The organism is Devosia beringensis (genome assembly GCF_014926585.1).
GTDB classification, from domain to species: Bacteria; Pseudomonadota; Alphaproteobacteria; order Rhizobiales; family Devosiaceae; genus Devosia; species Devosia beringensis.
In genome coordinates, this window is sequence record NZ_CP045422.1 from 1,724,632 (window position 1) to 1,743,982 (window position 19,351).

Below are 19,351 nucleotides of genomic sequence, written 5' to 3' on the forward strand. Positions count from 1 at the left end.
AGGGCGGGATGGGCAGCGGCAGACTAGCAGCCCGGACGGGGCTTGGCCATGTCAGCCGGGCACCAGCGGGCTGGCCGCCAGATAGTCCAGCAGTTCCCTTGCCGCGGCCGCGCCGGCGCGGTTGGCGCCGATGGTGGAGGCGGAGGGGCCGTAGCCGACCAGATGAATGCGCGGGTCGGCCGCGACCTGGGTGGCCAGCCGCCCGGTCATGGTGATGCCGCCACTGGCCTCGCGCAGCTGCAGTGGCGCCAGGTGGTCGAGGGCGCTGCGAAAGCCGGTGCACCAGAGGATCACATCGACATCGAGCGTGCTGCCATCGGCCCAACGCACGCCTTTGGGGGTGATGGTCTCGAACATGGGCCGGTTGTTGAGCACGCCGCGCGCCGCCATGGCCTCAATGGCCGGGCTGCGCGGCAGGCCGGTGACCGAGACCACCGAGCCGGGCGGCAGGCCCTGGCGCACACGGTCCTCGACCAGCTTGACGGCGGCGCGGCCGTCTTCGGGGGTGAAATTGCCCTCGCGGAAATGCGGCGGGGTGCGACTGACCCAGCTGGTGGTGGTGACGCGGGAAATTTCGTCGAGCAGCTGGATGGCCGAAATGCCGGCGCCGACCACCAGCACGTGCTGGCCGGCAAAGTCGGCGGCGCTCTTATAGTCCCTCGTGTGCAATTGCCGGCCGACAAAGCCCGAGGCGCCGGGATGGTCGGGGATGAAGGGCTTTTCCCAGGTGCCGGTGGCATTGACGAGGCCGCGGGCGGAGAACAGGCCGCGATCGGTTTCGACGCGCAGGCGCGTGCCGCGTTTGCAGACCACGCTGACATTGGTCGGCCGCAGCACCTGCAGGTCGATATGGCTTTCATAGGCGGCAAAATAGGCCGGCACGGCAATGGCGGCCTGGACGCTGGCGTCGCCCCCGGCGCTTTCGGCAAAGCTCATACCGGGCAGGTCATGCACGCGGTTGACGGTCGACAGGGTCAGCGAGGGCCAGCGATATTGCCAGGCGCCGCCCGGCTTGGGGGCAGCATCAAGCACGATAAAGTCGCGTCCGGGCACGAGACCGGCCTGTTTGAGGTGATATGCGGTGCTGAGCCCCGCCTGCCCGGCGCCGATGACGACGATGTCGAGCTTGAGGGCAGTGCGGATGGCGGGACTGTCTGGTGGCACGCACTTGGCTCCTGGTGGGTCAGGCACCATGTAGTATGCAGCCACCCGTGTACAAGCCAGGCAACTTCCTGGCCGCAGCCGGGTTGCTCCCCCACAAGGAGAAGTTCTATGGCGCACGTAACCTATGACATCGTCGAACACGATGGCGGCTATGCCTACAAGGTGGGGGATGTCTTCTCCGAAACCTTCCCTACCCATCAGGCCGCCCACGATGCCGCCGCCGCTGCGGCACAGCGCCAGCAGCTGGGCGGGCAGGACGAGGCCATCCAGTACCAGGACCGCAGCGGCACCTGGCACGAAGAAATGGCCGACGGTGGCGACCGGCCGGAGACCGAGGTGGAGGACGACCTCAAGGACTGAGAAGTCCCAGCGGCACGACATGACAAAGGGGAAGCCGTCGGCTTCCCCTTTTCGTTGCCGCTGCGTCAGGCAGACGAAGACTAGATGGCGTCGCCTGCCGCGTTGAACAGGTGCAGCCGGGCCGGGTCGATATGGGCCGAGACGGTCGAGCCCAGCGTCACCGGGCTCTGGCCTTCCAGCACGATATTGATGGGCTGATTGTCCAGGGTGGTGGCATAGACCACGGTCTGGCCGCCCAGGTTTTCCACCAGGTCGACGCGGACATCGGCCAGCTTGGTGCCGCTGCCCGGGGTCAGGGTGATGTGCTCGGGGCGCACGCCCAGCGTGGTGGCGCCGGTTACCGGGCGATCCAGCGTCAGGCTGCCGCCGGCCACATTGACGACGGTGTCGGTGGCGCTGGCGGTCAGAAAATTCATCTTGGGCGAGCCGATGAAGCCGGCCACGAAGAGGTTTTTCGGCTTGTTGTAGAGATCGAGCGGCGCCCCAGTCTGCTCGATGACGCCGGCCCGCAGCACGACGATCTTGTCGGCCATGGTCATGGCCTCGACCTGGTCATGCGTCACATAGATCATGGTGTTACCCAGATCCTTGTGCAGCTTGGCGATCTCGACGCGCATCTGCACGCGCAGTTCGGCGTCGAGATTGCTCAGCGGTTCGTCGAACAGGAAGATGCGCGGCTCGCGCACAATGGCGCGGCCAATGGCCACGCGCTGGCGTTGACCGCCCGAGAGCTGCTTGGGCTTGCGCTTGAGCAGTGGCTCGATCTTGAGAATGTCGGCGGCCTTGGCGACGCGCTGCTCAATCTCGGCCTTGGGCATCTTGGCAGTTTCCAGCCCGAAGGCCAGGTTCTGGTAGACATTCATATGCGGGTAGAGCGCATAGGACTGGAATACCATGGCGATGCCGCGCTTGGCCGCGGGCACGTCGTTCATGCGCTCGCCGTCGATCAGCAGGTCGCCGCCGGTGATCGGCTCGAGGCCGGCAATCATGCGCAGCAAGGTCGACTTGCCACAGCCCGAAGGCCCGACGAAGACGGTGAATTCGCCGGGATTGATGGTCAGATCAATGCCGTGGATGACCGGGATGTCGCCATAGGACTTGACGATCTTGTTGAGCGCGATGTTGGTCGCCATGGCGAACTCCTATGGGGTCCGGAACTGGGCCGGGACCCAGCTCTGGTAGAGGGGATGGCTTGGACCGAGCGGCAGGACGACATCCTCGCCGGTCGCCGAAGAATGGTAGAAGGCCGTGACCAGTTCTAGCGAGCGCCGCGAATCCGCGCTCGATACGGGCAGCGGCGCCGTGCCGGTCAGCGCGGCGTGGAAGCGCGCCATCTGGGTCTGGAAGCGCGACGGCACGTGCTGCCAATTGGCCAGCAGAGCGTCGATCTTTGCCTTGGTCTCGGTGTTGCGCGGCTGGATCTTCCAGAGCTTTTCACCTGGATTATAGGCCGCGTGATCGCTTTCGATCATGACATTTTCAAAGGCGAGGCGAATGCGGGTGGTGTCGTCGGCGGCACCCAGGGTTGCCGTCAGGCTGCCCAAAGCGCCGTTCTGCATTACCAGCGACGCCGAAATGGTGTCCTCTACTTCGATCGGGTTGACGCGGGTAGCGACGCGGCCGAAGACGCGGGCAATATCGCCCATCAGATAGGTGAAGATGTCGTGTGGGTGGATGGCATGGCCCATCAGCACGCCACCGAGTTCGGTGGCCCACTTGCCGCGCCAGGGCACGGCATAGTAGTCGGCGTCGCGGCGCCAGAAGGTTTCCACAGTGCCAGTATAGGCCTTGCCGGCAATGCCGGCATCGATAATGGCCTTGGTCTGCTCGATGCCGTCGCCGAAGCGATACTGGAATACCGGCATCAGCTTGCCCTTGGAGAGCTTTTCCTGCGCCATGACCTCGTCGACCTGGGCGAGCGAACCGACCAGCGGCTTTTCGCAGATCACGTGCTTGCCGGCCTTGAGGGCGGCGATCACCATGGGGTGGTGCAGCATGGGCGGGGTGCAGACATCGATGATGTCGATGTCGTCCATGGCCAGCACGTCGTCATAGCTGGCGACGCGGCGCTCGACGCCGAACTCGTCGGCCACGGCCGCCATGCGCTCGGCATTGAGGTCGCAGAGCGCGACCACCTTGAACTTGTCGGCATTGGGCAGATAGCCCTCCACCAGATGGCTGCGGCCGATGCCGACGCCGACGATGGCAACCTTGAAAATCTGGCTCATTGTGCCCACTCCGTGCCGCGTTCGGCCATTTCCTGCGCGGTCAGCGCCAGTTTCATGGCGTTGAAGCAGCGCTCCTGCGGCATGGCGGTTTCGGTGCGGTTGCGCACGTCGTCGAGGAACTGGCGGCCGAAGGGCAGGTCGACATTGGAACAGTCGATATGGCGCGGGCCGTCCTGGTTGACGATGAAGAGGTGGTTCTCGCCGGGATGGCCGGCAATATCGATATATTTGCGCAGCTCGATATAGCCTTCGGTGCCCAGAATGGTCAGGCGCCCGTCGCCCCAGGTGGGCAGGCCGGCCGGGGTGAACCAGTCGACGCGGACATAACCGGAGGTGGTGGCGGTCTTCATGTGGACGTCGCCGACATCCTGCAGGCCCGGCCGGTCGGGATGGGCGCGGTTGGCAACGCTGGCCGAGCTGATCTCGGCATCCATGGCGCCCGAGAAGAACAGGAACTGCTCGAACTGGTGGCTGCCGATATCGCAGAGGATGCCACCATAGCGGGCACGCTCGAAGAACCAGTCGGGGCGCTGGTTGTTACGGATGGCGTGGGGGCCAAGGCCCACCGTGTTGATGACCTGGCCGATGGCACCCTGGGCGATCAGGTTGCCGGCCTCGACGGTGGCGCGCACCTCGAAATGCTCGGAATAGATCACCGAATAGATGCGACCGGTCTCGGCCTGCACTTTTTTGATCTCGGCGAGCTGGGCAAAGGTGGTCATGCCCGGCTTGTCGGAGAGCACGTCCTTGCCATGGCGCATGGCGGCGATGGAAATGGCGGCGCGGTCGGCCGGAATGGCCGCCGTGGTGATGACCGCAATCGAGGGATCCTCGAGGATTTCGCGGGCTTCGGCAACGCGCCTTGCCTCGGGAAATTTCTCGGCGAAGGCTGCGGCCAGGTCGTCTTCCACGGCGTGGAAGGCGACAAACTGGGCGCCGGCGCGCTTGAGGCACTCCACCTGGCCGTAGATGTGGCTGTGGTTGATGCCGATGGCGGCAAACTTGATATCGGTCATAGGGCTAACGTTTCATACCAGTGGTGGCGATGCCCTCGATGAGCAGTCGCTGGAAGAACAGGAAGAACAGGAAGATCGGCACGAGACTGAGCACGCTCATGGCGAACAGGCCGCCAAAGTCGCTCTCGCCGGTACTGTCGGTGAAGGTGCGCAGGCCGAGCATGACGGTGTAGGATTTCATTTCGCTCAGATAGATCAGCGGCCCGAAGAAATCGTCCCAGGTCCAGATGAAGGTGAAGATGGCGGCGGTCGCCAGCACCGGCATGGAGAGCGGGATGATGATCTTCCAGTAGATGCGCCAGGGCGAGCAGCCGTCCATCTGGGCAGCCTCGTCGAGTTCCTTGGGCAGGCCGCGGAAGAACTGCACCATCAGGAAGATGAAAAAGCCATCGGCGGCGAGGAACTTGGGCACCACCAGCGGCAAGAACGTATTGACCCAGCCGAGCTGGCGGAACAGCACATATTGCGGGATCAGCGTGACCTGATAGGGCAGCATCAGGGTCATCAGCATCATGGCGAACCAGAAATTCTTGTACTTGAATTCCAGCCGGGCAAAGGCATAGGCGGCCATGGAGCAAGCCAGCACATTGCCCACCACCGACAGGCCCGAAATGATGAAGCTGTTGGTGAAGAAGACGCCAAAGCCGGTGCGCAGCCCGTTCCAGCCGCGGAAATAGGCATCCAGGCTAAACGAGCTCGGGATGATGCTGGCCGAGCTGAAGATCTCGTTTTCCGGCCGCACCGAGGCCGCCAGCAGCCAGAGCAGCGGATAGAGCATGGCGATCGAGGCGCCGATCAGGGCGACATGGATCAGGATCGAGGTCAGGCGCTTGCGACCGGGAGCCGCGGCGCCGGTGACGACCGTCAGGCGAGCAGCATTACTCATCGTAGTGCACCCAGTATTTGGAGGTGAAGAAGGAGAAGGCCGTGAACAGCCCGACCAGCGCCAGCAGCACCCACGCGAGGGCCGAAGCATAGCCCATGCGGAAGAAGCTGAACGCCTCCTGGTAGAGGTAGAGCGTATAAAACAGCGTCGAATTGATGGGATTGCCGGTGCCGCCCGAGATGATGAAAGCGGGGGTGAAGCTCTTGAAGGCCTCGATGGTCTGGATGATGGCGTTGAAGAAGACCACCGGGGTCAGCAGCGGCAGGGTGATCTTGACGAATTGCCGCCACTTGCTGGCGCCATCCAGGCTTGCCGCCTCATACATGTCGGTAGGAATCTGGCGCAGGCCGGCGAGGAAAATGATCATCGGCGAGCCGAACTGCCAGATCGACAGCACGATCAGGGTCCAGAGCGAATAGTTGGGGTTGGAAATCCAGCTCGGGCCGATAATGCCGACCATGGCCAGCAGCTTGTTGACGAGGCCGTCGCCGGCAAAGATCTGCCGCCACAGGATGGCGATGGCCACCGAGGCACCCAGCAGGCTGGGTAGATAGAACAGGGCGCGATAGAGCGGCAGGCCGCGAATGCCGCGGTTGAGCAGCATGGCCACGGCCAGCGCGAAGGCCAGTTTGAGCGGCACCGAGAAGACCACGAAGAACATGGTCACGCGCATCGAGGTCCAGAATTTGGGATCGTTGCTGAACATGCGGATGTAATTGTCCGCGCCCACCCAGTCGGGGCTGGTCAGCAGGTCGAAATCGGTAAAGCTGAGATAAAGCGAGGTTGCCATGGGCCCGATGGTGAGGCCCAGAAAACCGATCAGCCAGGGCAGCAGGAAGAGATAGCCCGGCGCATCATTCTGCCAGAAGCGCGACCAGGCGGTATGGACCACCGGCTGGTGGTCAGTGCTTGAGCGGGAGGTGTCTTGCATGGCCATGGTCAGCGCGCCCCGGGCAGGGTGGCGGTGGCGGCAAGCGCCAGGGGATCAGACAGGTCGTGATCCAGCAGGATCTGGTGGGAGAAAACATGCGACATGAAGGACCGTTCCTAGCGACTGGAATAGAAAACCGCGCGTCCGGGGGGACGCGCGGTCGGGATCAGTCTCAGGCGCGGCTGAGAATGTCGTTGGCGCCATTGACCAGATCGGCACCGGCCTGTTCGGGCGTCTTGGCGCCGAAACCGACTTCCTGGCCGAGGGTACGGATCAGGGAAGCGTCGATTTCACCGGCGGCAGCAGGCGGGGATGGGGGCAGCGGCCCCAGCAGGTCGCCCAGATTGGCCACGAAGTTGAGCGCGATCTGGCTCTGTTCGTCCAGCGTCGGCGCGACGATGTCGCGCGTGGCGGCCGAGCAGGGAATACCGCGCTCGACACCCAGGATCTTGGCCGCTTCCGGATCGGAGATGAAGAAGTTCAGGAACTCGGCAGCCGCTTCCTGCTTGGCCGACGAACCGGCGATCGAGAAGAACATCGACGGCTTGCGGTAATGACCGCCACCCTTGCCGGCTTCGATGCGCGGATAACCGACCATGTCGAGATTGTCCTGCATGATGGCCTGGAAGGCCACGAGCTGGTTGGAGTTGGAGGGCAGCAGCGCCGCCTTGCCCAGCACCAGCATGGTGGTTTCGAGCGGACCGGTATCGAGGGCCTGGTCTTCGGCAGAGACGCAGACGCCGGCTGCGCGCAGCTTGGCCCACATCGTGTACCACTCGACTGCATCGGCCTCGTCGTAGCCCAGCTTGCCGTCGGCAGTGTAGAGGGCCTTGCCGCGCTGGCGCAGCCAGTTGTCGAGCATGGGCTCGGAATAGGAGCCGTCCATGATCGCCTTCATGCCACCGCGGATATTGGCGGTCTTGAAGGCCTCGCCAATGGTCATCAGGTCGTCAAAGGTCCAGGCATTGGTCGGGACCGCGACGCCGACTTCTTCGAAAGCGGCGGTGTTGACCAGCATGGCGACCGAGTTGGCGCCGAGCGAAATACCATAGAGCTTGCCGTCGACCTTGCCGCCTTCGAGCTGATCGGCGTCGAAATCGGCGAGGTTGAGGGCGCCGCCGACGAATTCATCAAGCGGCGCGATGGCGTTGCGCTTGGCGTATTCGACGATGTAGCGATAATCCATCTGGATGATGTCGGGGGCATTGCCGCCGGCCGTCTGGGTGGCCAGCTTGGGCCAATAGTCGTTCCAGGCGAGGAACTCGGCTTCCATCTGGGTGCCCTTGGCAGCCGTATAGAGGTCGGTCACGCCATAGGTACGGTCGGCACGGGCCTGGCCGCCCCAGAAGATCAGGCGCAGGCTCTCGGCCTGGGCAAAGCTGGGCGAAATGCCGGCAGCGCCGGCAGCGAGCAGCGCGGAGCTGCCCATCAGGAATTGACGGCGATCAAGACGAATAGACATCAGGTTTTCCTCCCATGAATGTGGTCGTTCCGAGCCTTGGAACGCTTGTAACGCAGCAGCCTCCCGCCGCTAAATCACTAACCGGTTACATATCCCCGCTACCTGACATCGCTGTCCTTGGCAAGCATCAATGCCTTCTGAGAATTCACGCATTCGCAAATTGCACAAATAACCGACTGGTTACGACATAGCATACTGATTTGGCGGGGCGCAATCGACTTGTATGGAAGATTTCCGAGGGTCGTTAACATACCGCTGACCAGACCATGGTCGTTTGCTAGTTCCTTGAAGTTGTGTGTCTTTATGGCGCAAAATCGGTTTCCGATCTACGCCGCCTCCGCCGTCCTTGGGGGACGAACTGGTCTTGTTGCGGACAAGTCTGGCTCAGACTGGACCAAAAGAAAAATACGAAATACCCTGTCCATTATAGATAAAATCTATGGGAAAGCCGCATGGACAAATTGCTGAACCAGTTCCTGGCGGTCGCCGAGGCGGGCACGATCAGCGGCGCTGCCACTGCGCTGTTCATCACCCAGCCGACGCTGACCTTCAATATGCGCAAGCTCGAGGAAACCATGGGCGTGCCGCTGCTGACGCGCTCGTCGCGCGGGGTGGAACTGACCGCCTATGGCGAAACGCTCTATCAGAACGCCAGGCTGATGCGGCGGCTCTACGACAATACGCTCAAGGCCATCGAGCAGCAGCGCGGCCGCATCGAGCAGGGGCTCAATATCGGCACCGGCTATTCGTGGTGGACGCTGTTCATCCGCGATATGGTGGTGGACTATGCCCGCGAGTTCGGCAGTGCCCGGATCCATGTGAGCCTGGGCAACCAGCTGCGCCTGATGGACCAGTTGCTGACAGGCGATATCTCGCTGTTCGTGGGCCACGAGATCGAAGGGCTCAACCGCAGCACCGGCGCACATTTCGTGCCGCTGACCCGGGTTGGCCAGGGCTATTTCGTGCGCCTGGGCCATGTCTTGCTGCAGGCGCCGCGCAGCCTGGCCGAAATCGAGACCTATCCGGCGGTGACCAGCGCCCTGCCCGAAACGCGGCATCAGCGGTTCTTTGAAACCTGGAGCCGCACCACCGCCGCCAGTGCCAATTTCGATCAGGGCAAATATGCCTTTGCCTCCAACTCGCTGGCGGCGTGTCTGGACTATGTCGAACGCACCGATGCAGTAATCGCCCATACCGAAGTGATGGCGCCCGAATTTGCCCGGCGCGGGCTGGGGCGCATCACGCTGACCGAGCCGACGCGGCAGAACACAATCGGGCTTTATGTGCTAAGCGAGCGGGCCGAGGAGCCGCGCGTGTCAGAACTGATCGGCTGGCTGCAGAGTGCGGCCCGGGCCGTGCTGCCGCCGCTCGGCTAGGCCGGCTTGGTGCGCAGATAGTCGAGCACCATCTGCACCGCTTGGGCCTCGCGCTCCTGCACCATGTCGATGGCGGCCAGGTCGCGGGCAAAGATCGCCGAGAGCGTTGCCATGTTGGACACGTAGAAAAAGCCCAAGGCGGCAATGGAAATATAGAGCTGCACCGGATCGACATCGCGGCGGAAGACACCTGCATCGGCGCCGCGCTCGACAATGGTGGTGATCTGCCCGACCAAAGGCGAATGCAGCGCCTGGATATCGGGCATGGTCTTGAGAAAGCGGGCGTTCTCGATGTTTTCGGTATTGAGCAGGCGCGGGAACCAGGGATTGGCGAGGAAGTGCCGGAAGGTGAAGCGCACCAGCCGGTCCATGGCCTCGACGGGGCCGAACTGGTCCAGGCTCAGCGCCTTCTCGCCGCGACGGATCTCCTGATAGGCGTCAAGCAGCACCGCCCGGTAGAGGTCTTCCTTGTTGCCATAGTAGTGGTAGAGCAGGCGCTTGTTGGCGCCGGCCAGCGCGGCAATGGCATCCACCCGCGCGCCCTCGAAGCCGCGCTCGGCAAATTCGGCCCGTCCGGCGACAAGGATTTCCGCCTTGGTCTTGGCACTGTCGCGCGGGCGCTTGACCCGAGGCGTCTTAGCCTTGGCCGGGGCCGTCGGTTTGGGTGCGGTTGAAGACAGCTCGGACACGCTTGGATACCGCCGGAATGGACATCAGGATGGTGACAACAATAATCCCGCAGATAACAGTACTGATGGGACGGGTAAAGAACGGGCTTGGGTCGCCATTGGTCAGCAAGAGGCCGCGCCGCAGGTTGAGATCGAGCAGGTCGCCCAGGATGATCCCCAGCACCAGCGGCGCCATGGGGTATTTCATCTCGCGCAGGATGAAGCCGATAATGCCGAAGGCCACCATAACATAGACGTCGAACAGGCGCTGGGTAATGGCAAAGGAGCCCACCACGCATAGGACGTAGACCACCGCCATCAGCCGTTCGCGCGGCACCGACAATACCTTGAGCAGCGGCTTGGTCAGTGTCAATCCGAAGGCCAGGATGGCCAGGGTGGAAAACAGCAGGATGGCGACGATCTGGTAGAGGGTTTCCGGGCTTTCGGTCATCAGCAGGGGGCCGGGCCGGATGCCGTGGATGAACATGGCGGCAATCAGCACGGCGGCGGCGGCCGAACCGGGCAGTGCCAAGGTCAGCGTGGGGATCATGGCGCCGGGCACCACCGCCGAATTGCCGGTCTCGGCGGCAATCAGCCCTTCCTGGCTGCCCCGGCCGAACATATGCGGCTCCTTGCTGGCGCGCTTGGCGGCGGCGTAGCTGGCCCAGGAGCCGACATCCTCGCCGACGCCGGGCACGATGCCGACAAACGTGCCGATCAGGCCCGAGCGCAGGATGGTTTTCCAGTATTTGAACACTTCGCCCAGGCTGGGCACGACGCGGTCGCTGGAGGAGACGATGCGGGCCTGGGCGCTGCGTTTCATGACGGCGAGGATTTCAGCGAAGCCGAAGGCACCCACCATGGCCGGGATCAGATCGATGCCGCCGCCCAGAGCCGGCATGCCGAAGGTGAAGCGTTGATGGGCGTGCAGGGTTTCCATGCCGATCATGGCAACCATCAGGCCCAAAATGCCGGCAATATAGCCCTTGAGCGGATCATCCATGGCCGTCAGTTGGCCCGAAATCACCACGCCGAACAAAGCCAGCCAGAAGAATTCATAGGTGCCGAAACGCAGGGCGGCTTCGCCCAAGAGCGGGGCGATCAGCGCCAGGGCGACAATGCCGATAATGGTGCCCAGCGCCGAGGAGGTGGTGGCCAGTCCCATGGCCAGACCCGCCTTGCCCTGCAGGGCGAGGGGGTGGCCATCGAGCGTGGTGGCAGCGCTGGCCGGGGTGCCCGGAATGGCCAGCAGGATGGCCGTGCGGCTGCCACCATAGATTGCCCCGGAATAGATGCACATCAGGCACAGAATCGCTTGGTCGGCGTCCATTTTATAGGTCAGCGTCACCAGCAGGGCGACGCCCATGGTGGCGGTAAGCCCCGGCAAGGCGCCGATCACAATGCCGAGCAGCGTGGCCCAGACGATGTTGAACAGCGAAATGGGGGTCAGGAAATGGGTGATGCCAGTGGCCAACAGGCCCAGACCGTCAAACATGATTCAGCAAGCTCCGGTCAGGGTAGACGGACGAGAAACAGGCGCTCGAACACCAGCGTGACGACGGTTGCGGTCACCACCGCCAATCCAAGGGCCCAGGGCATTGTCGCCAGCAGCGGGCGGCGCGGGGTGGACAGCCAGGTCTCGAAGGTCATGATGAAGGCAAAGACGAAGATCCCGGTTGCCAGCCAGAAGGGCAGCAGCCCCACCAGCAGCAGCGCATAGGTCAGCGTCAGGACCAGAACCGCACCCGCCCGCCGGGCAGCCGACGTGGTGACAGCCTGGCCCAGATCGGTCCAGCCGCCCGGCGCGGCCGTGCGCAGAGAGCGAATGGTCAGAACCAGACCGCAGACGAAGAGGGCCAAAGCAAGCAGGCCGGGAACCAGGCCCGGCACGGTCAGCGGGTTGATGCGGCGCGCCTCAAGGCGATCCATCGTCCAGGCGCTGAAAAATGTCGCGGCAGCCAGAACGAGAAAGAACAGGCCTGCGAGCAGGTCGGCCTTGATCATGGCCGGCGGCTCTGCCCTGTCGGCAGCGGGCGGCGACCCTGTCGTGTCGGCTTGCGTTTCCATATCGGGTCTCATCTGGTGCAGGGGCGGTCGGTCCGGCCTGCGCACAGGCCGGACCAGGCATGTCAACGATCAGACTGCCTATTGCGCGACTTCGGTGCGCGTCTCGCAGTCGATGCCGATCGTGGAAGGGTCGTTGACCGCCTCGCCGCGCTCCACCGAGGAGCAGGCCTCCAGAATCACCACCGGCATGGCCAGGGCCCGCGCCTCGGCGCCATAGGAGGGGGCAAAAACCGCGCCGAAGGTCTCGGCATAGGTCTGGATCGATTCCGACGTCGTCACCTGCTCGGCCCAGATCTTGTCGAGCGTGGCGATGACCTCGTCAGGCACGCCGGTGGGCACGAAAATGCCGAAATAGTCCGGTGCCATCTCCATGTCGGGCAGCCAGTCGGTGATGGGCGGGATCGGGTCGACGCCTTCAAGCTGCAGCGGCTGGTTGGACAGTACCGCCAAGGCCCGCAGCCTTCCGCCGCGGATCAGCTCGGTCTGTTCCACCGCCAACTGGGTGGTGACCATGGCCTCGCCCGAGGCGGTGGCAATGGCAGCCGGGCCGCCGCCGTCATAGGTGATCATGTTATAGTCAAAGCCTTCGGCGGCATCCGAGAGCGCTGCAATGGCCGTGCCGCCCGACGAGGTAATGCCGGCCGTGGCCACGGTGATCTCGCCGCCTCGGGTCTGCAGCGCCTCGAGGAGCTGGCCGAAATCGGTGAATTCGCTGTCGGCGGGCACCGAAACCACCGGCACATTGGCGACCGAGAGATAGATGTGCCAGTCATCGATATCGGTGCCTTCGAGCAGACCGGTCACCGAATAGGTGGCATTGTTGGCAATGGCATTGGCGGTCCAGGTATAGCCGTCGCGCGGGGCGTTGAGCACTTCCTGAGTGCCGATAGCGCCCGACGCGCCTGGCTGGTTGACGACAACCACGTCGACGCCCAGCGCTTCAGCCAGAATCGGCGCGGTGACGCGGGTCACCTGGTCGGTGGAGCCACCGGCGCCCCAGGGCACGATCAGATTGATCGGGCGGTCAGGCTTCCATTCCTGTGCCAAGGTCATCGTGGTCCCCAGCAGCACCGTCGTGGCACTGCAGGTCAGCAAAAGTCGCAGCGTGCGAGTCATGTGATCCTCCCAAAAACAAGTGTGCGGGCTGACTTTTGTCATTGGCCCGCCACCAGACTGAAGTCGCTTTGGCCGCCTGTCAACCAGCAAGTAACCATTCGGTGATTTTGGATTTCTGATCGTGGGCATATTTTCCGATTGCTGTGCAGGAAGTTGCGGGCAACACTGGAGCGGAGTGAATAGGGTCCTGCACCGGACGGTTGGCAAAAATGGGGACATAACGTGGATCTTCAATCGGCATTGCTCATGCTGCTGGCTTTGGGCGCCGGGGCCGTGGTCAAGGGCGCCACGGGCATGGGCCTGCCACTGGTGGCGCTGCCGGTGCTGACCGCCGTATTCGGGCTGCAGCATGCGGTGGGGCTGATGACCATTCCGCTGATCGTCACCAATGCCTGGCAGGTCTGGCGCTTTCGTGCCGAGGCGGAAACGCCGCGTATGGCCTTCATGCCGTGGTTTCTTGTGGGCGGCGCCCTGGGCATCATGCTGGGCACCTGGGCCCTGACCAGCCTGCCCGAGCGCCTGCTCGTGCTGGGGCTCGGCGTGATTCTACTGGCCTATGTCGGGCTGCGCCTGGTCACGCCGCACTGGTCGCTGAACCTGGCCATGGCCAAGCGCTTCGGGCCGCTGGCCGGGCTGGGCGGCGGCACCTTGCAGGGCGCCACCGGCATTTCGGCGCCGATCGGGGTCACCTTCATCCATGCCATGGGGCTGGAGCGCGCCGCCCATGTCTATGCCGTCTCGGCCATGTTCCTGCTGTTCTCGGTGGTGCAGTTGCCGGCGCTCTTTGTGGCCGGCGTGATGCAGCCGCTCTGGCTGCTGCAGGGCCTGCTGGCCCTGGTGCCGATCCTGGTCTTCATGCCGATCGGGCAATGGGCCAGCGGCAAGCTCAGCCGCAAGGCATTCGACCGGATGATCCTGGTGTTTCTGGGCGTCATCGGGGTCAAGATGGTGCTGGGCCTCTAGCCAAAAGCCGACAAATCTGCCGATGCCGGCTTGACGGCGGCCGGGCTGTCCGTATACGCAAGTAACTAATCAGTTACACGCAGATGCGCGCAGGGAGGATTTTTGCAATGGCGGATAGACGGCTTGGCCTGATCATGCACGGGGTGACCGGGCGCATGGGTTACAACCAGCATTTGGTGCGCTCGATCCTGGCGATCCGAGACCAGGGCGGCATCATGCTGGCCAATGGCGACCGGCTGGTGGTCGACCCGATCATCGTTGGCCGCGACGCCGACAAGATCGAGCGGTTGGCCAAAAAGCACGACATCAAGCGCTGGAGCAGCGATCTCGACGCGGCACTGGCCAATCCGGATGACACGGTGTTCTTCGACGCCGGCACGACGCTGATGCGCGCGTCGCTGATCGAAAAGGCGCTGGCCGCCGGCAAGCATGTCTATTGCGAAAAGCCGACCTCGGATTCGCTGGAAATCGCCGTCAATCTGGCCAAGACCGCCCGGGCCTCGGGCCTCAAGCATGGCGTGGTGCAGGACAAGCTGTTCCTGCCCGGCCTGATGAAGCTCAAGATGCTGCGCGATAGCGGCTTTTTCGGCGAGATCCTGTCGGTGCGCGGCGAGTTCGGCTATTGGGTTTTCGAAGGCGACTGGCAGCCGGCGCAGCGCCCGAGCTGGAACTATCGCAAGAAGGATGGTGGCGGCATCATTCTGGATATGCTGTGCCACTGGCGCTATGTGCTCGATAATCTGTTCGGCGAGGTCAAGGCGGTCTCGTGCCTGGGCGCCACCCACATCCCCAATCGCGTTGATGAAAAGGGCCAGCCCTACAAGGCCGATACCGATGACGCGGCCTATGCCACTTTCGAGCTCGAGGGCGGCGTGATCGCCCAGATCAATTCGAGCTGGACCACCCGCGTGCGCCGCGACGACCTGGTGACCTTCCATGTCGATGGCACGCATGGCTCGGCCGTGGCCGGGCTGCACAAATGCTGGACCCAGCATCGCGTCAATACGCCCAAGCCGGTGTGGAACCCCGACCAGCCGCAGACGATGAACTTCTTCAACGACTGGGAAGAAGTGCCGGACAACTGGCCGGCGCAGAATGGCTTCAAGGCGCAGTGGGAGATGTTCCTGCGTCACGTCGCCGAGGACGCGCCCTGGGAATATGGCCTCGAGGCCGGCGCCAAGGGCGTGCAGCTGGCCGAACTCGGGCTCAAGAGCTGGGCAGAACGGCGCTGGCTCGACGTGCCCAAGCTCGAATTCTAGGCGACAGACTAACCATTGCGGGTGTCATTCTGGCGCAAGCCGGGGTGACACCGCGTTTGTTGTGGCTTCCTCCGGAGACGCCCTATGCCAAGCATCAACCTGCCCAATCCCGACCGCTCCATCACCCCCTATACCCTGACCGGCGAACCCATCGCCTTCGTCAAGCACAAGGCCAGCGACTTCAACCGCATCGCCTATGCGGCGGCCCATGTCGTGGCCGATCCGCTGGCCAATAACGATCCCTGGCTGACCCCGGCGATCGACTGGGACACGACGCTCAAATTCCGCCACCGCCTCTGGGATCTGGGGCTCGGCGTTGCCGAGGCCATGGATACCGCCCAGCGCGGCATGGGCCTGGGCTGGGCCGAGGCGCAGGAGCTGATCCGGCGCGCCCAGGCCGAAGCCCGTACAAGGGACGATGCGCTGATCGCCTATGGTGCCGGCACCGATCACCTCATGCCTGGCCCGGATGTGACGATCGACCAGATCATCAAGGCCTATGAGGAGCAGGTCGGCTTTGTCGAAGCCCAGGGCGGCCGCGTCATCCTGATGGCCTCGCGCGCCCTCGCGGCTGCCGCCAAATCCCCCGACGACTATGCCCGCGTCTATGGCCACATCCTCAGCCAGGTGCAGCAGCCGGTGGTGATGCACTGGCTGGGCGAAATGTTCGACCCCGCTTTGCAGGGCTATTGGGGCAATATCGACCACGACAAGGCGATGGATGTCTGTCTCGACGTCATCGCCGCCAATGCCAAAAATGTCGACGGCATCAAGATCTCCCTGCTCTCGGCAGAAAAAGAGATCGCCATGCGCCGGCGCCTGCCGGCAAGCGTCAAGATGTATACCGGCGACGATTTCAACTATGCCGAACTGGTTGCCGGCGATGATCAGGGCTATTCGCACGCCTTGCTCGGTATCTTCGACGCCATCGCTCCGGCCGCCTCCGCCGCCCTGGCGGCGCTCGGCAAGGGCGACGACAAAAACTTCTACGCGCTGCTCGAACCCACGGTACCCTTGAGCCGGCATATCTTTGCCGCCCCGACCCGGTTCTACAAGACCGGCGTGGTGTTCCTGGCCTATCTCAACGGGCTGCAGGATCATTTCCAGATGATCGGTGGCCAGCAATCCACTCGATCGGTGCAGCACCTGGCGGAACTGTTCCGCCTGGCCGACAAGGCACGCGTATTGGGTGACCCCGAACTGGCGGTAAAGCGGATGAATGCGGTGCTCAATGTTAACAGTGTGCTAGCATGAAGGGGCCCCGTGCTATCTCGCTGAACCTGGCGACGACACGCCAGGTTTGGGGCTTTGCCGAGGCGGTCGATGGGTGCCTCAAGGCCGGTATCACCGCCATATCCCCCTGGCGCGACCAGATCGCCGCCATCGGCCTCAATGAAGCCGCGCGCATCGTGCGCGACAACAAGATCCAGGTCACCGGCGTCTGTCGCGGCGGCATGTTCCCGGCGGAAACCGCGGCCGGACGCCAGGCGCAGATCGATGACAACCTCCATGCCATCGACGAGGCGGCTGCGCTCAATGCAGATTGCCTGGTACTGGTCGTCGGCGGATTGCCAGGCAGTTCCAAGGACTTGCCGGGTGCCCGCGGCATGGTCAGTGACGGCATCGCCGCCATGCTGCCTCATGCAAAGGCCTCGGGGGTCAAGATCGCCATCGAGCCGCTGCACCCGATGTATGCGGCAGACCGGGCCTGCGTGAACACGATCGATCAGGCGCTCGATATCTGCGAGACGCTGGGCGAAAATGTCGGTGTCGCGATCGACGTCTACCATGTGTGGTGGGACCCGCGGCTGGCGGGCGCCATTGCCCGGGCCGGACGGATGAACCGTATCTTCGCCCATCACATCTGCGACTGGCTGGCGCCGACCAAGGACATGCTGCTTGATCGCGGCATGATGGGCGACGGCGTCATCGACCTGCCCGCCATCCGGAAGATGATCGAGGATGCGGGGTTTTACGGGCCACAAGAGGTCGAAATCTTCAGCCAGGATAATTGGTGGAAACGCCCCGGCGACGAGGTGCTCGCGGTGATCAAGGAGCGCGTCGCCACCGTCTGCTAAGCAAACAAAACCCCGGGGCCGCACCCCGGGGTTCTTTATTCAAGGAGCTACGAGGCCTTGTTGTAGGACAGCGTCTGGCACAGGATACCGGCACGGCAGCCTTGGATTTCAACGGTATTTTCGCTGACCATGGTGATGGTGGCGGCGGCGCTCAGGCCACCGGCAACGAGTTCGCCCTGCCACTCATTTTCCGCAACCTGCTCGGCTTCGATGACCTGCTTGCCGACAAAGGCCAGGTTATCTTCGGTGGCCGATTCCCCTTCGAGGTTGGTCAGCACGGCGCAGAGGGTGGTGCCGTCGCCACAGGCCTGGAACTCAAACGACGTGCCCCACTCATCGACGAACACGCCGGTCGGGATGGCTTCCTGGGCAAACACGGCTGGCGCGGCAAGGCTGGCGCAGAGGGCAGTCACGGCAAAAGTCGTTTTCAAGATGTTCATGGTGATCTCCATCACGACAGCTCCCGCCCAGGGCCATCGCTATGATTAGTGAATGGTTGCCCAACGCGGGCAAAAGCGCATTGGTTGCCCGACACGACAGGCGCGTCGATCACATCTGCTGATCAGCGCCGGAAGGTTGCCGCCATTTCGATATGGGTGGATTGGGTAAACTGGTCGATGGCGACGAGGTCGCTCATGGCATAGCCGCCGGCCACCAGAATGGCGGCGTCACGGGCAAAGGTGCGCGCATCGCAGGCCGCCATGACCACGGTCTTGACCTTGGACTTGGCCAGTTCGCGCACCTGCGCCTCGGCGCCCGAACGCGGCGGGTCGAGCACGACGAAGTCATAATTGAGTTCGTACTGGGTCAGCGGATCGCGGAACAGGTCCTGGCACTTGGCGGTGATTTCGCGCAGGCCCTTGGTGAAGCGGCGCGCCTGGTCCAGCGCGGCAATGCCGGCCCGGTCATTGTCGAAGGCCTTGACGGGGCGCTCTTCGGCCAGGCGCAGGGCGAAGGGGCCGAGGCCGCAGAACAGGTCAGCAACCGTCTTGACCTTGCGGTCGACCGCATTGAGCACATAGTCGGCCAGCAGGTTTTCGGCCTCTGCCGTGGCCTGCAGGAAACTGCCAATCGGCAGTTCGACGCGGGCGCGGCCCATTTCGACGATGGGCGGCTGCGCCTGCAGTACCATTTCGCCATTGAGCGCCAGGCGCGCCATCTTGAAGCGGGCAACCAGCGGGGCAACGCGATCGTGGCGGGCCTGCTTCTTTTCGGTGCGGATGGCCACGTCGAGGCCCGAGAGGGTCGCAACCAGGCTCACATCAGCCTCGCCCACCGCCTGGAACACGGCGCGGGCAATGTCGGGTGCCTTGTCGAGGCCCGGCACCAGAATGGGGCAGGCATCGATGTCGTGCACCTGGTGGCTGCGCAGCCGCATATAGCCGACGCCTTCGCGCCGGGCATGCAGGGTGGCGCGGCGGCGGCCCGCGCCAGCGGCATCAATGAAGCGCGATACTGATAGCTCGATGCCGGCAAAGCGCAGCGGCGTTTCGATCAGGCCGATCTTGAAGGCCTCGTAGCTCGGGCGATCGAGATGCTGCAGCTGGCAGCCACCGCAGGCGCCAAAATGCGGGCAAAAGGGTTCGATGCGGTTTGCCGCCGGCGCGATCACGCCCAGCAGGGTCGCCCGATCACCATCCAGCTCGAGCTCGACCCGTTCACCGGGCAAGGCGAAGGGCACAAAGACCTTGTGGCCGTCGATCTCGGCGACGCCCTCGCCCTTATGGCCGAGGCTGGTAATGGTCGTGATGCTGGTCATGGTGATCCGGGGCTTGCT

19 protein-coding genes are annotated in these 19,351 nt (G+C 63.6%); 6 read left to right on the forward strand and 13 right to left on the reverse strand.

From position 1 onward, the window contains the following. Window positions 1–51: 51 nt before the first annotated feature. Window positions 52–1,164, reverse strand: coding sequence for an FAD-dependent oxidoreductase (locus GDR53_RS08435; RefSeq protein WP_232846765.1), 1,113 nt, complete (start codon window positions 1,162–1,164; stop codon window positions 52–54). 108 nt (window positions 1,165–1,272) lie between these two features. Here GDR53_RS08435 and GDR53_RS08440 point away from each other — a divergent pair, with 108 nt between their 5' ends. Next, complete coding sequence (locus tag GDR53_RS08440; RefSeq protein WP_193337613.1) at window positions 1,273–1,524, forward strand: DUF2188 domain-containing protein; 252 nt, start codon at window positions 1,273–1,275, stop codon at window positions 1,522–1,524. An 80-nt stretch (window positions 1,525–1,604) separates the two neighbouring features. Here the strand turns inward: GDR53_RS08440 and GDR53_RS08445 are convergent, their stop codons facing one another. From GDR53_RS08445 to GDR53_RS08470, 6 genes are all read right to left on the reverse strand, one after another. Next, window positions 1,605–2,657, reverse strand: coding sequence for an ABC transporter ATP-binding protein (locus GDR53_RS08445; RefSeq protein ID WP_193337614.1), 1,053 nt, complete (start codon window positions 2,655–2,657; stop codon window positions 1,605–1,607). A 9-nt stretch (window positions 2,658–2,666) separates the two neighbouring features. Next, a complete protein-coding gene (locus GDR53_RS08450; RefSeq protein ID WP_193337615.1) occupies window positions 2,667–3,752 on the reverse strand; it encodes a Gfo/Idh/MocA family protein in 1,086 nt (361 codons plus the stop codon). Beyond that, window positions 3,749–4,768 (reverse strand): Gfo/Idh/MocA family protein, encoded by a 1,020-nt coding sequence (locus tag GDR53_RS08455; RefSeq protein WP_193337616.1) that lies wholly within the window; start codon window positions 4,766–4,768, stop codon window positions 3,749–3,751. Before GDR53_RS08455 ends, GDR53_RS08450 begins: the two co-directional genes overlap by 4 nt. Before the next feature lie 4 nt (window positions 4,769–4,772). Next, window positions 4,773–5,654, reverse strand: a complete 882-nt coding sequence (locus GDR53_RS08460) for a carbohydrate ABC transporter permease (RefSeq protein WP_193337617.1) — start codon at window positions 5,652–5,654, stop codon at window positions 4,773–4,775. Continuing rightward, complete coding sequence (locus GDR53_RS08465; RefSeq protein ID WP_193338020.1) at window positions 5,647–6,585, reverse strand: carbohydrate ABC transporter permease; 939 nt, start codon at window positions 6,583–6,585, stop codon at window positions 5,647–5,649. Before GDR53_RS08465 ends, GDR53_RS08460 begins: the two co-directional genes overlap by 8 nt. 172 nt (window positions 6,586–6,757) lie before the next feature. Then, window positions 6,758–8,047 (reverse strand): ABC transporter substrate-binding protein, encoded by a 1,290-nt coding sequence (locus GDR53_RS08470; RefSeq protein WP_193337618.1) that lies wholly within the window; start codon window positions 8,045–8,047, stop codon window positions 6,758–6,760. Between the two features lie 452 nt (window positions 8,048–8,499). Between GDR53_RS08470 and GDR53_RS08475 the strand changes: the two genes are divergently transcribed. Next, window positions 8,500–9,423: a LysR family transcriptional regulator gene (locus tag GDR53_RS08475; protein WP_193337619.1), complete on the forward strand. Its 924-nt coding sequence runs from the start codon at window positions 8,500–8,502 to the stop codon at window positions 9,421–9,423. Here the strand turns inward: GDR53_RS08475 and GDR53_RS08480 are convergent. The 4 genes from GDR53_RS08480 to GDR53_RS08495 all read right to left on the reverse strand — a co-directional run bounded on the left by GDR53_RS08480 (window position 9,420) and on the right by GDR53_RS08495 (window position 13,274). Next, window positions 9,420–10,112, reverse strand: a complete 693-nt coding sequence (locus GDR53_RS08480; RefSeq protein ID WP_193337620.1) for a TetR/AcrR family transcriptional regulator — start codon at window positions 10,110–10,112, stop codon at window positions 9,420–9,422. The two genes, GDR53_RS08475 and GDR53_RS08480, sit on opposite strands and share 4 nt — an antisense overlap. After that, complete coding sequence (locus GDR53_RS08485; protein WP_193337621.1) at window positions 10,060–11,586, reverse strand: tripartite tricarboxylate transporter permease; 1,527 nt, start codon at window positions 11,584–11,586, stop codon at window positions 10,060–10,062. The genes GDR53_RS08480 and GDR53_RS08485 overlap by 53 nt, the downstream gene beginning before the upstream one ends. A 17-nt stretch (window positions 11,587–11,603) precedes the next feature. Next, window positions 11,604–12,158 (reverse strand): tripartite tricarboxylate transporter TctB family protein, encoded by a 555-nt coding sequence (locus GDR53_RS08490; protein WP_193337622.1) that lies wholly within the window; start codon window positions 12,156–12,158, stop codon window positions 11,604–11,606. Window positions 12,159–12,236: 78 nt separating this feature from the next. Further along, window positions 12,237–13,274 (reverse strand): Bug family tripartite tricarboxylate transporter substrate binding protein, encoded by a 1,038-nt coding sequence (locus GDR53_RS08495; RefSeq protein WP_232846766.1) that lies wholly within the window; start codon window positions 13,272–13,274, stop codon window positions 12,237–12,239. 222 nt (window positions 13,275–13,496) lie between these two features. Here GDR53_RS08495 and GDR53_RS08500 point away from each other — a divergent pair, with 222 nt between their 5' ends. The 4 genes from GDR53_RS08500 (at window position 13,497) to GDR53_RS08515 (ending at window position 17,574) form a co-directional block, all read left to right on the forward strand. After that, a complete protein-coding gene (locus tag GDR53_RS08500; protein WP_193337623.1) occupies window positions 13,497–14,237 on the forward strand; it encodes a sulfite exporter TauE/SafE family protein in 741 nt (246 codons plus the stop codon). A 107-nt stretch (window positions 14,238–14,344) separates the two neighbouring features. Next, complete coding sequence (locus tag GDR53_RS08505; RefSeq protein ID WP_193337624.1) at window positions 14,345–15,496, forward strand: Gfo/Idh/MocA family protein; 1,152 nt, start codon at window positions 14,345–14,347, stop codon at window positions 15,494–15,496. Window positions 15,497–15,580: 84 nt separating this feature from the next. After that, window positions 15,581–16,750 (forward strand): dihydrodipicolinate synthase family protein, encoded by a 1,170-nt coding sequence (locus tag GDR53_RS08510; protein ID WP_193337625.1) that lies wholly within the window; start codon window positions 15,581–15,583, stop codon window positions 16,748–16,750. Then, window positions 16,747–17,574 carry a sugar phosphate isomerase/epimerase family protein gene (locus GDR53_RS08515; protein WP_193337626.1) on the forward strand — a complete coding sequence of 276 codons (828 nt, stop codon included), beginning with the start codon at window positions 16,747–16,749 and terminating at the stop codon, window positions 17,572–17,574. Before GDR53_RS08510 ends, GDR53_RS08515 begins: the two co-directional genes overlap by 4 nt. A gap of 47 nt (window positions 17,575–17,621) precedes the next feature. Here GDR53_RS08515 and GDR53_RS08520 read toward each other — a convergent pair whose 3' ends face one another. After that, window positions 17,622–18,014 (reverse strand): hypothetical protein, encoded by a 393-nt coding sequence (locus tag GDR53_RS08520; protein WP_193337627.1) that lies wholly within the window; start codon window positions 18,012–18,014, stop codon window positions 17,622–17,624. A 122-nt stretch (window positions 18,015–18,136) separates the two neighbouring features. Then, a complete protein-coding gene (locus GDR53_RS08525; RefSeq protein ID WP_193337628.1) occupies window positions 18,137–19,333 on the reverse strand; it encodes a class I SAM-dependent RNA methyltransferase in 1,197 nt (398 codons plus the stop codon). Between the last annotated feature and the right edge of the window lie 18 nt (window positions 19,334–19,351).

Coding starts and splice junctions, on each gene's coding strand:
- GDR53_RS08525 (WP_193337628.1), bottom strand. CDS start 19,333: ATGACCAGCATCACGACCATTACCAGCCTCGGCCATAAGGGCGAGGGC.
- GDR53_RS08460 (WP_193337617.1), bottom strand. CDS start 5,654: ATGAGTAATGCTGCTCGCCTGACGGTCGTCACCGGCGCCGCGGCTCCC.
- GDR53_RS08440 (WP_193337613.1), top strand. CDS start 1,273: ATGGCGCACGTAACCTATGACATCGTCGAACACGATGGCGGCTATGCC.
- GDR53_RS08465 (WP_193338020.1), bottom strand. CDS start 6,585: ATGCAAGACACCTCCCGCTCAAGCACTGACCACCAGCCGGTGGTCCAT.
- GDR53_RS08515 (WP_193337626.1), top strand. CDS start 16,747: ATGAAGGGGCCCCGTGCTATCTCGCTGAACCTGGCGACGACACGCCAG.
- GDR53_RS08445 (WP_193337614.1), bottom strand. CDS start 2,657: ATGGCGACCAACATCGCGCTCAACAAGATCGTCAAGTCCTATGGCGAC.
- GDR53_RS08485 (WP_193337621.1), bottom strand. CDS start 11,586: ATGTTTGACGGTCTGGGCCTGTTGGCCACTGGCATCACCCATTTCCTG.
- GDR53_RS08475 (WP_193337619.1), top strand. CDS start 8,500: ATGGACAAATTGCTGAACCAGTTCCTGGCGGTCGCCGAGGCGGGCACG.
- GDR53_RS08495 (WP_232846766.1), bottom strand. CDS start 13,274: ATGACTCGCACGCTGCGACTTTTGCTGACCTGCAGTGCCACGACGGTG.
- GDR53_RS08455 (WP_193337616.1), bottom strand. CDS start 4,768: ATGACCGATATCAAGTTTGCCGCCATCGGCATCAACCACAGCCACATC.
- GDR53_RS08505 (WP_193337624.1), top strand. CDS start 14,345: ATGGCGGATAGACGGCTTGGCCTGATCATGCACGGGGTGACCGGGCGC.
- GDR53_RS08520 (WP_193337627.1), bottom strand. CDS start 18,014: ATGAACATCTTGAAAACGACTTTTGCCGTGACTGCCCTCTGCGCCAGC.
- GDR53_RS08450 (WP_193337615.1), bottom strand. CDS start 3,752: ATGAGCCAGATTTTCAAGGTTGCCATCGTCGGCGTCGGCATCGGCCGC.
- GDR53_RS08490 (WP_193337622.1), bottom strand. CDS start 12,158: ATGGAAACGCAAGCCGACACGACAGGGTCGCCGCCCGCTGCCGACAGG.
- GDR53_RS08470 (WP_193337618.1), bottom strand. CDS start 8,047: ATGTCTATTCGTCTTGATCGCCGTCAATTCCTGATGGGCAGCTCCGCG.
- GDR53_RS08510 (WP_193337625.1), top strand. CDS start 15,581: ATGCCAAGCATCAACCTGCCCAATCCCGACCGCTCCATCACCCCCTAT.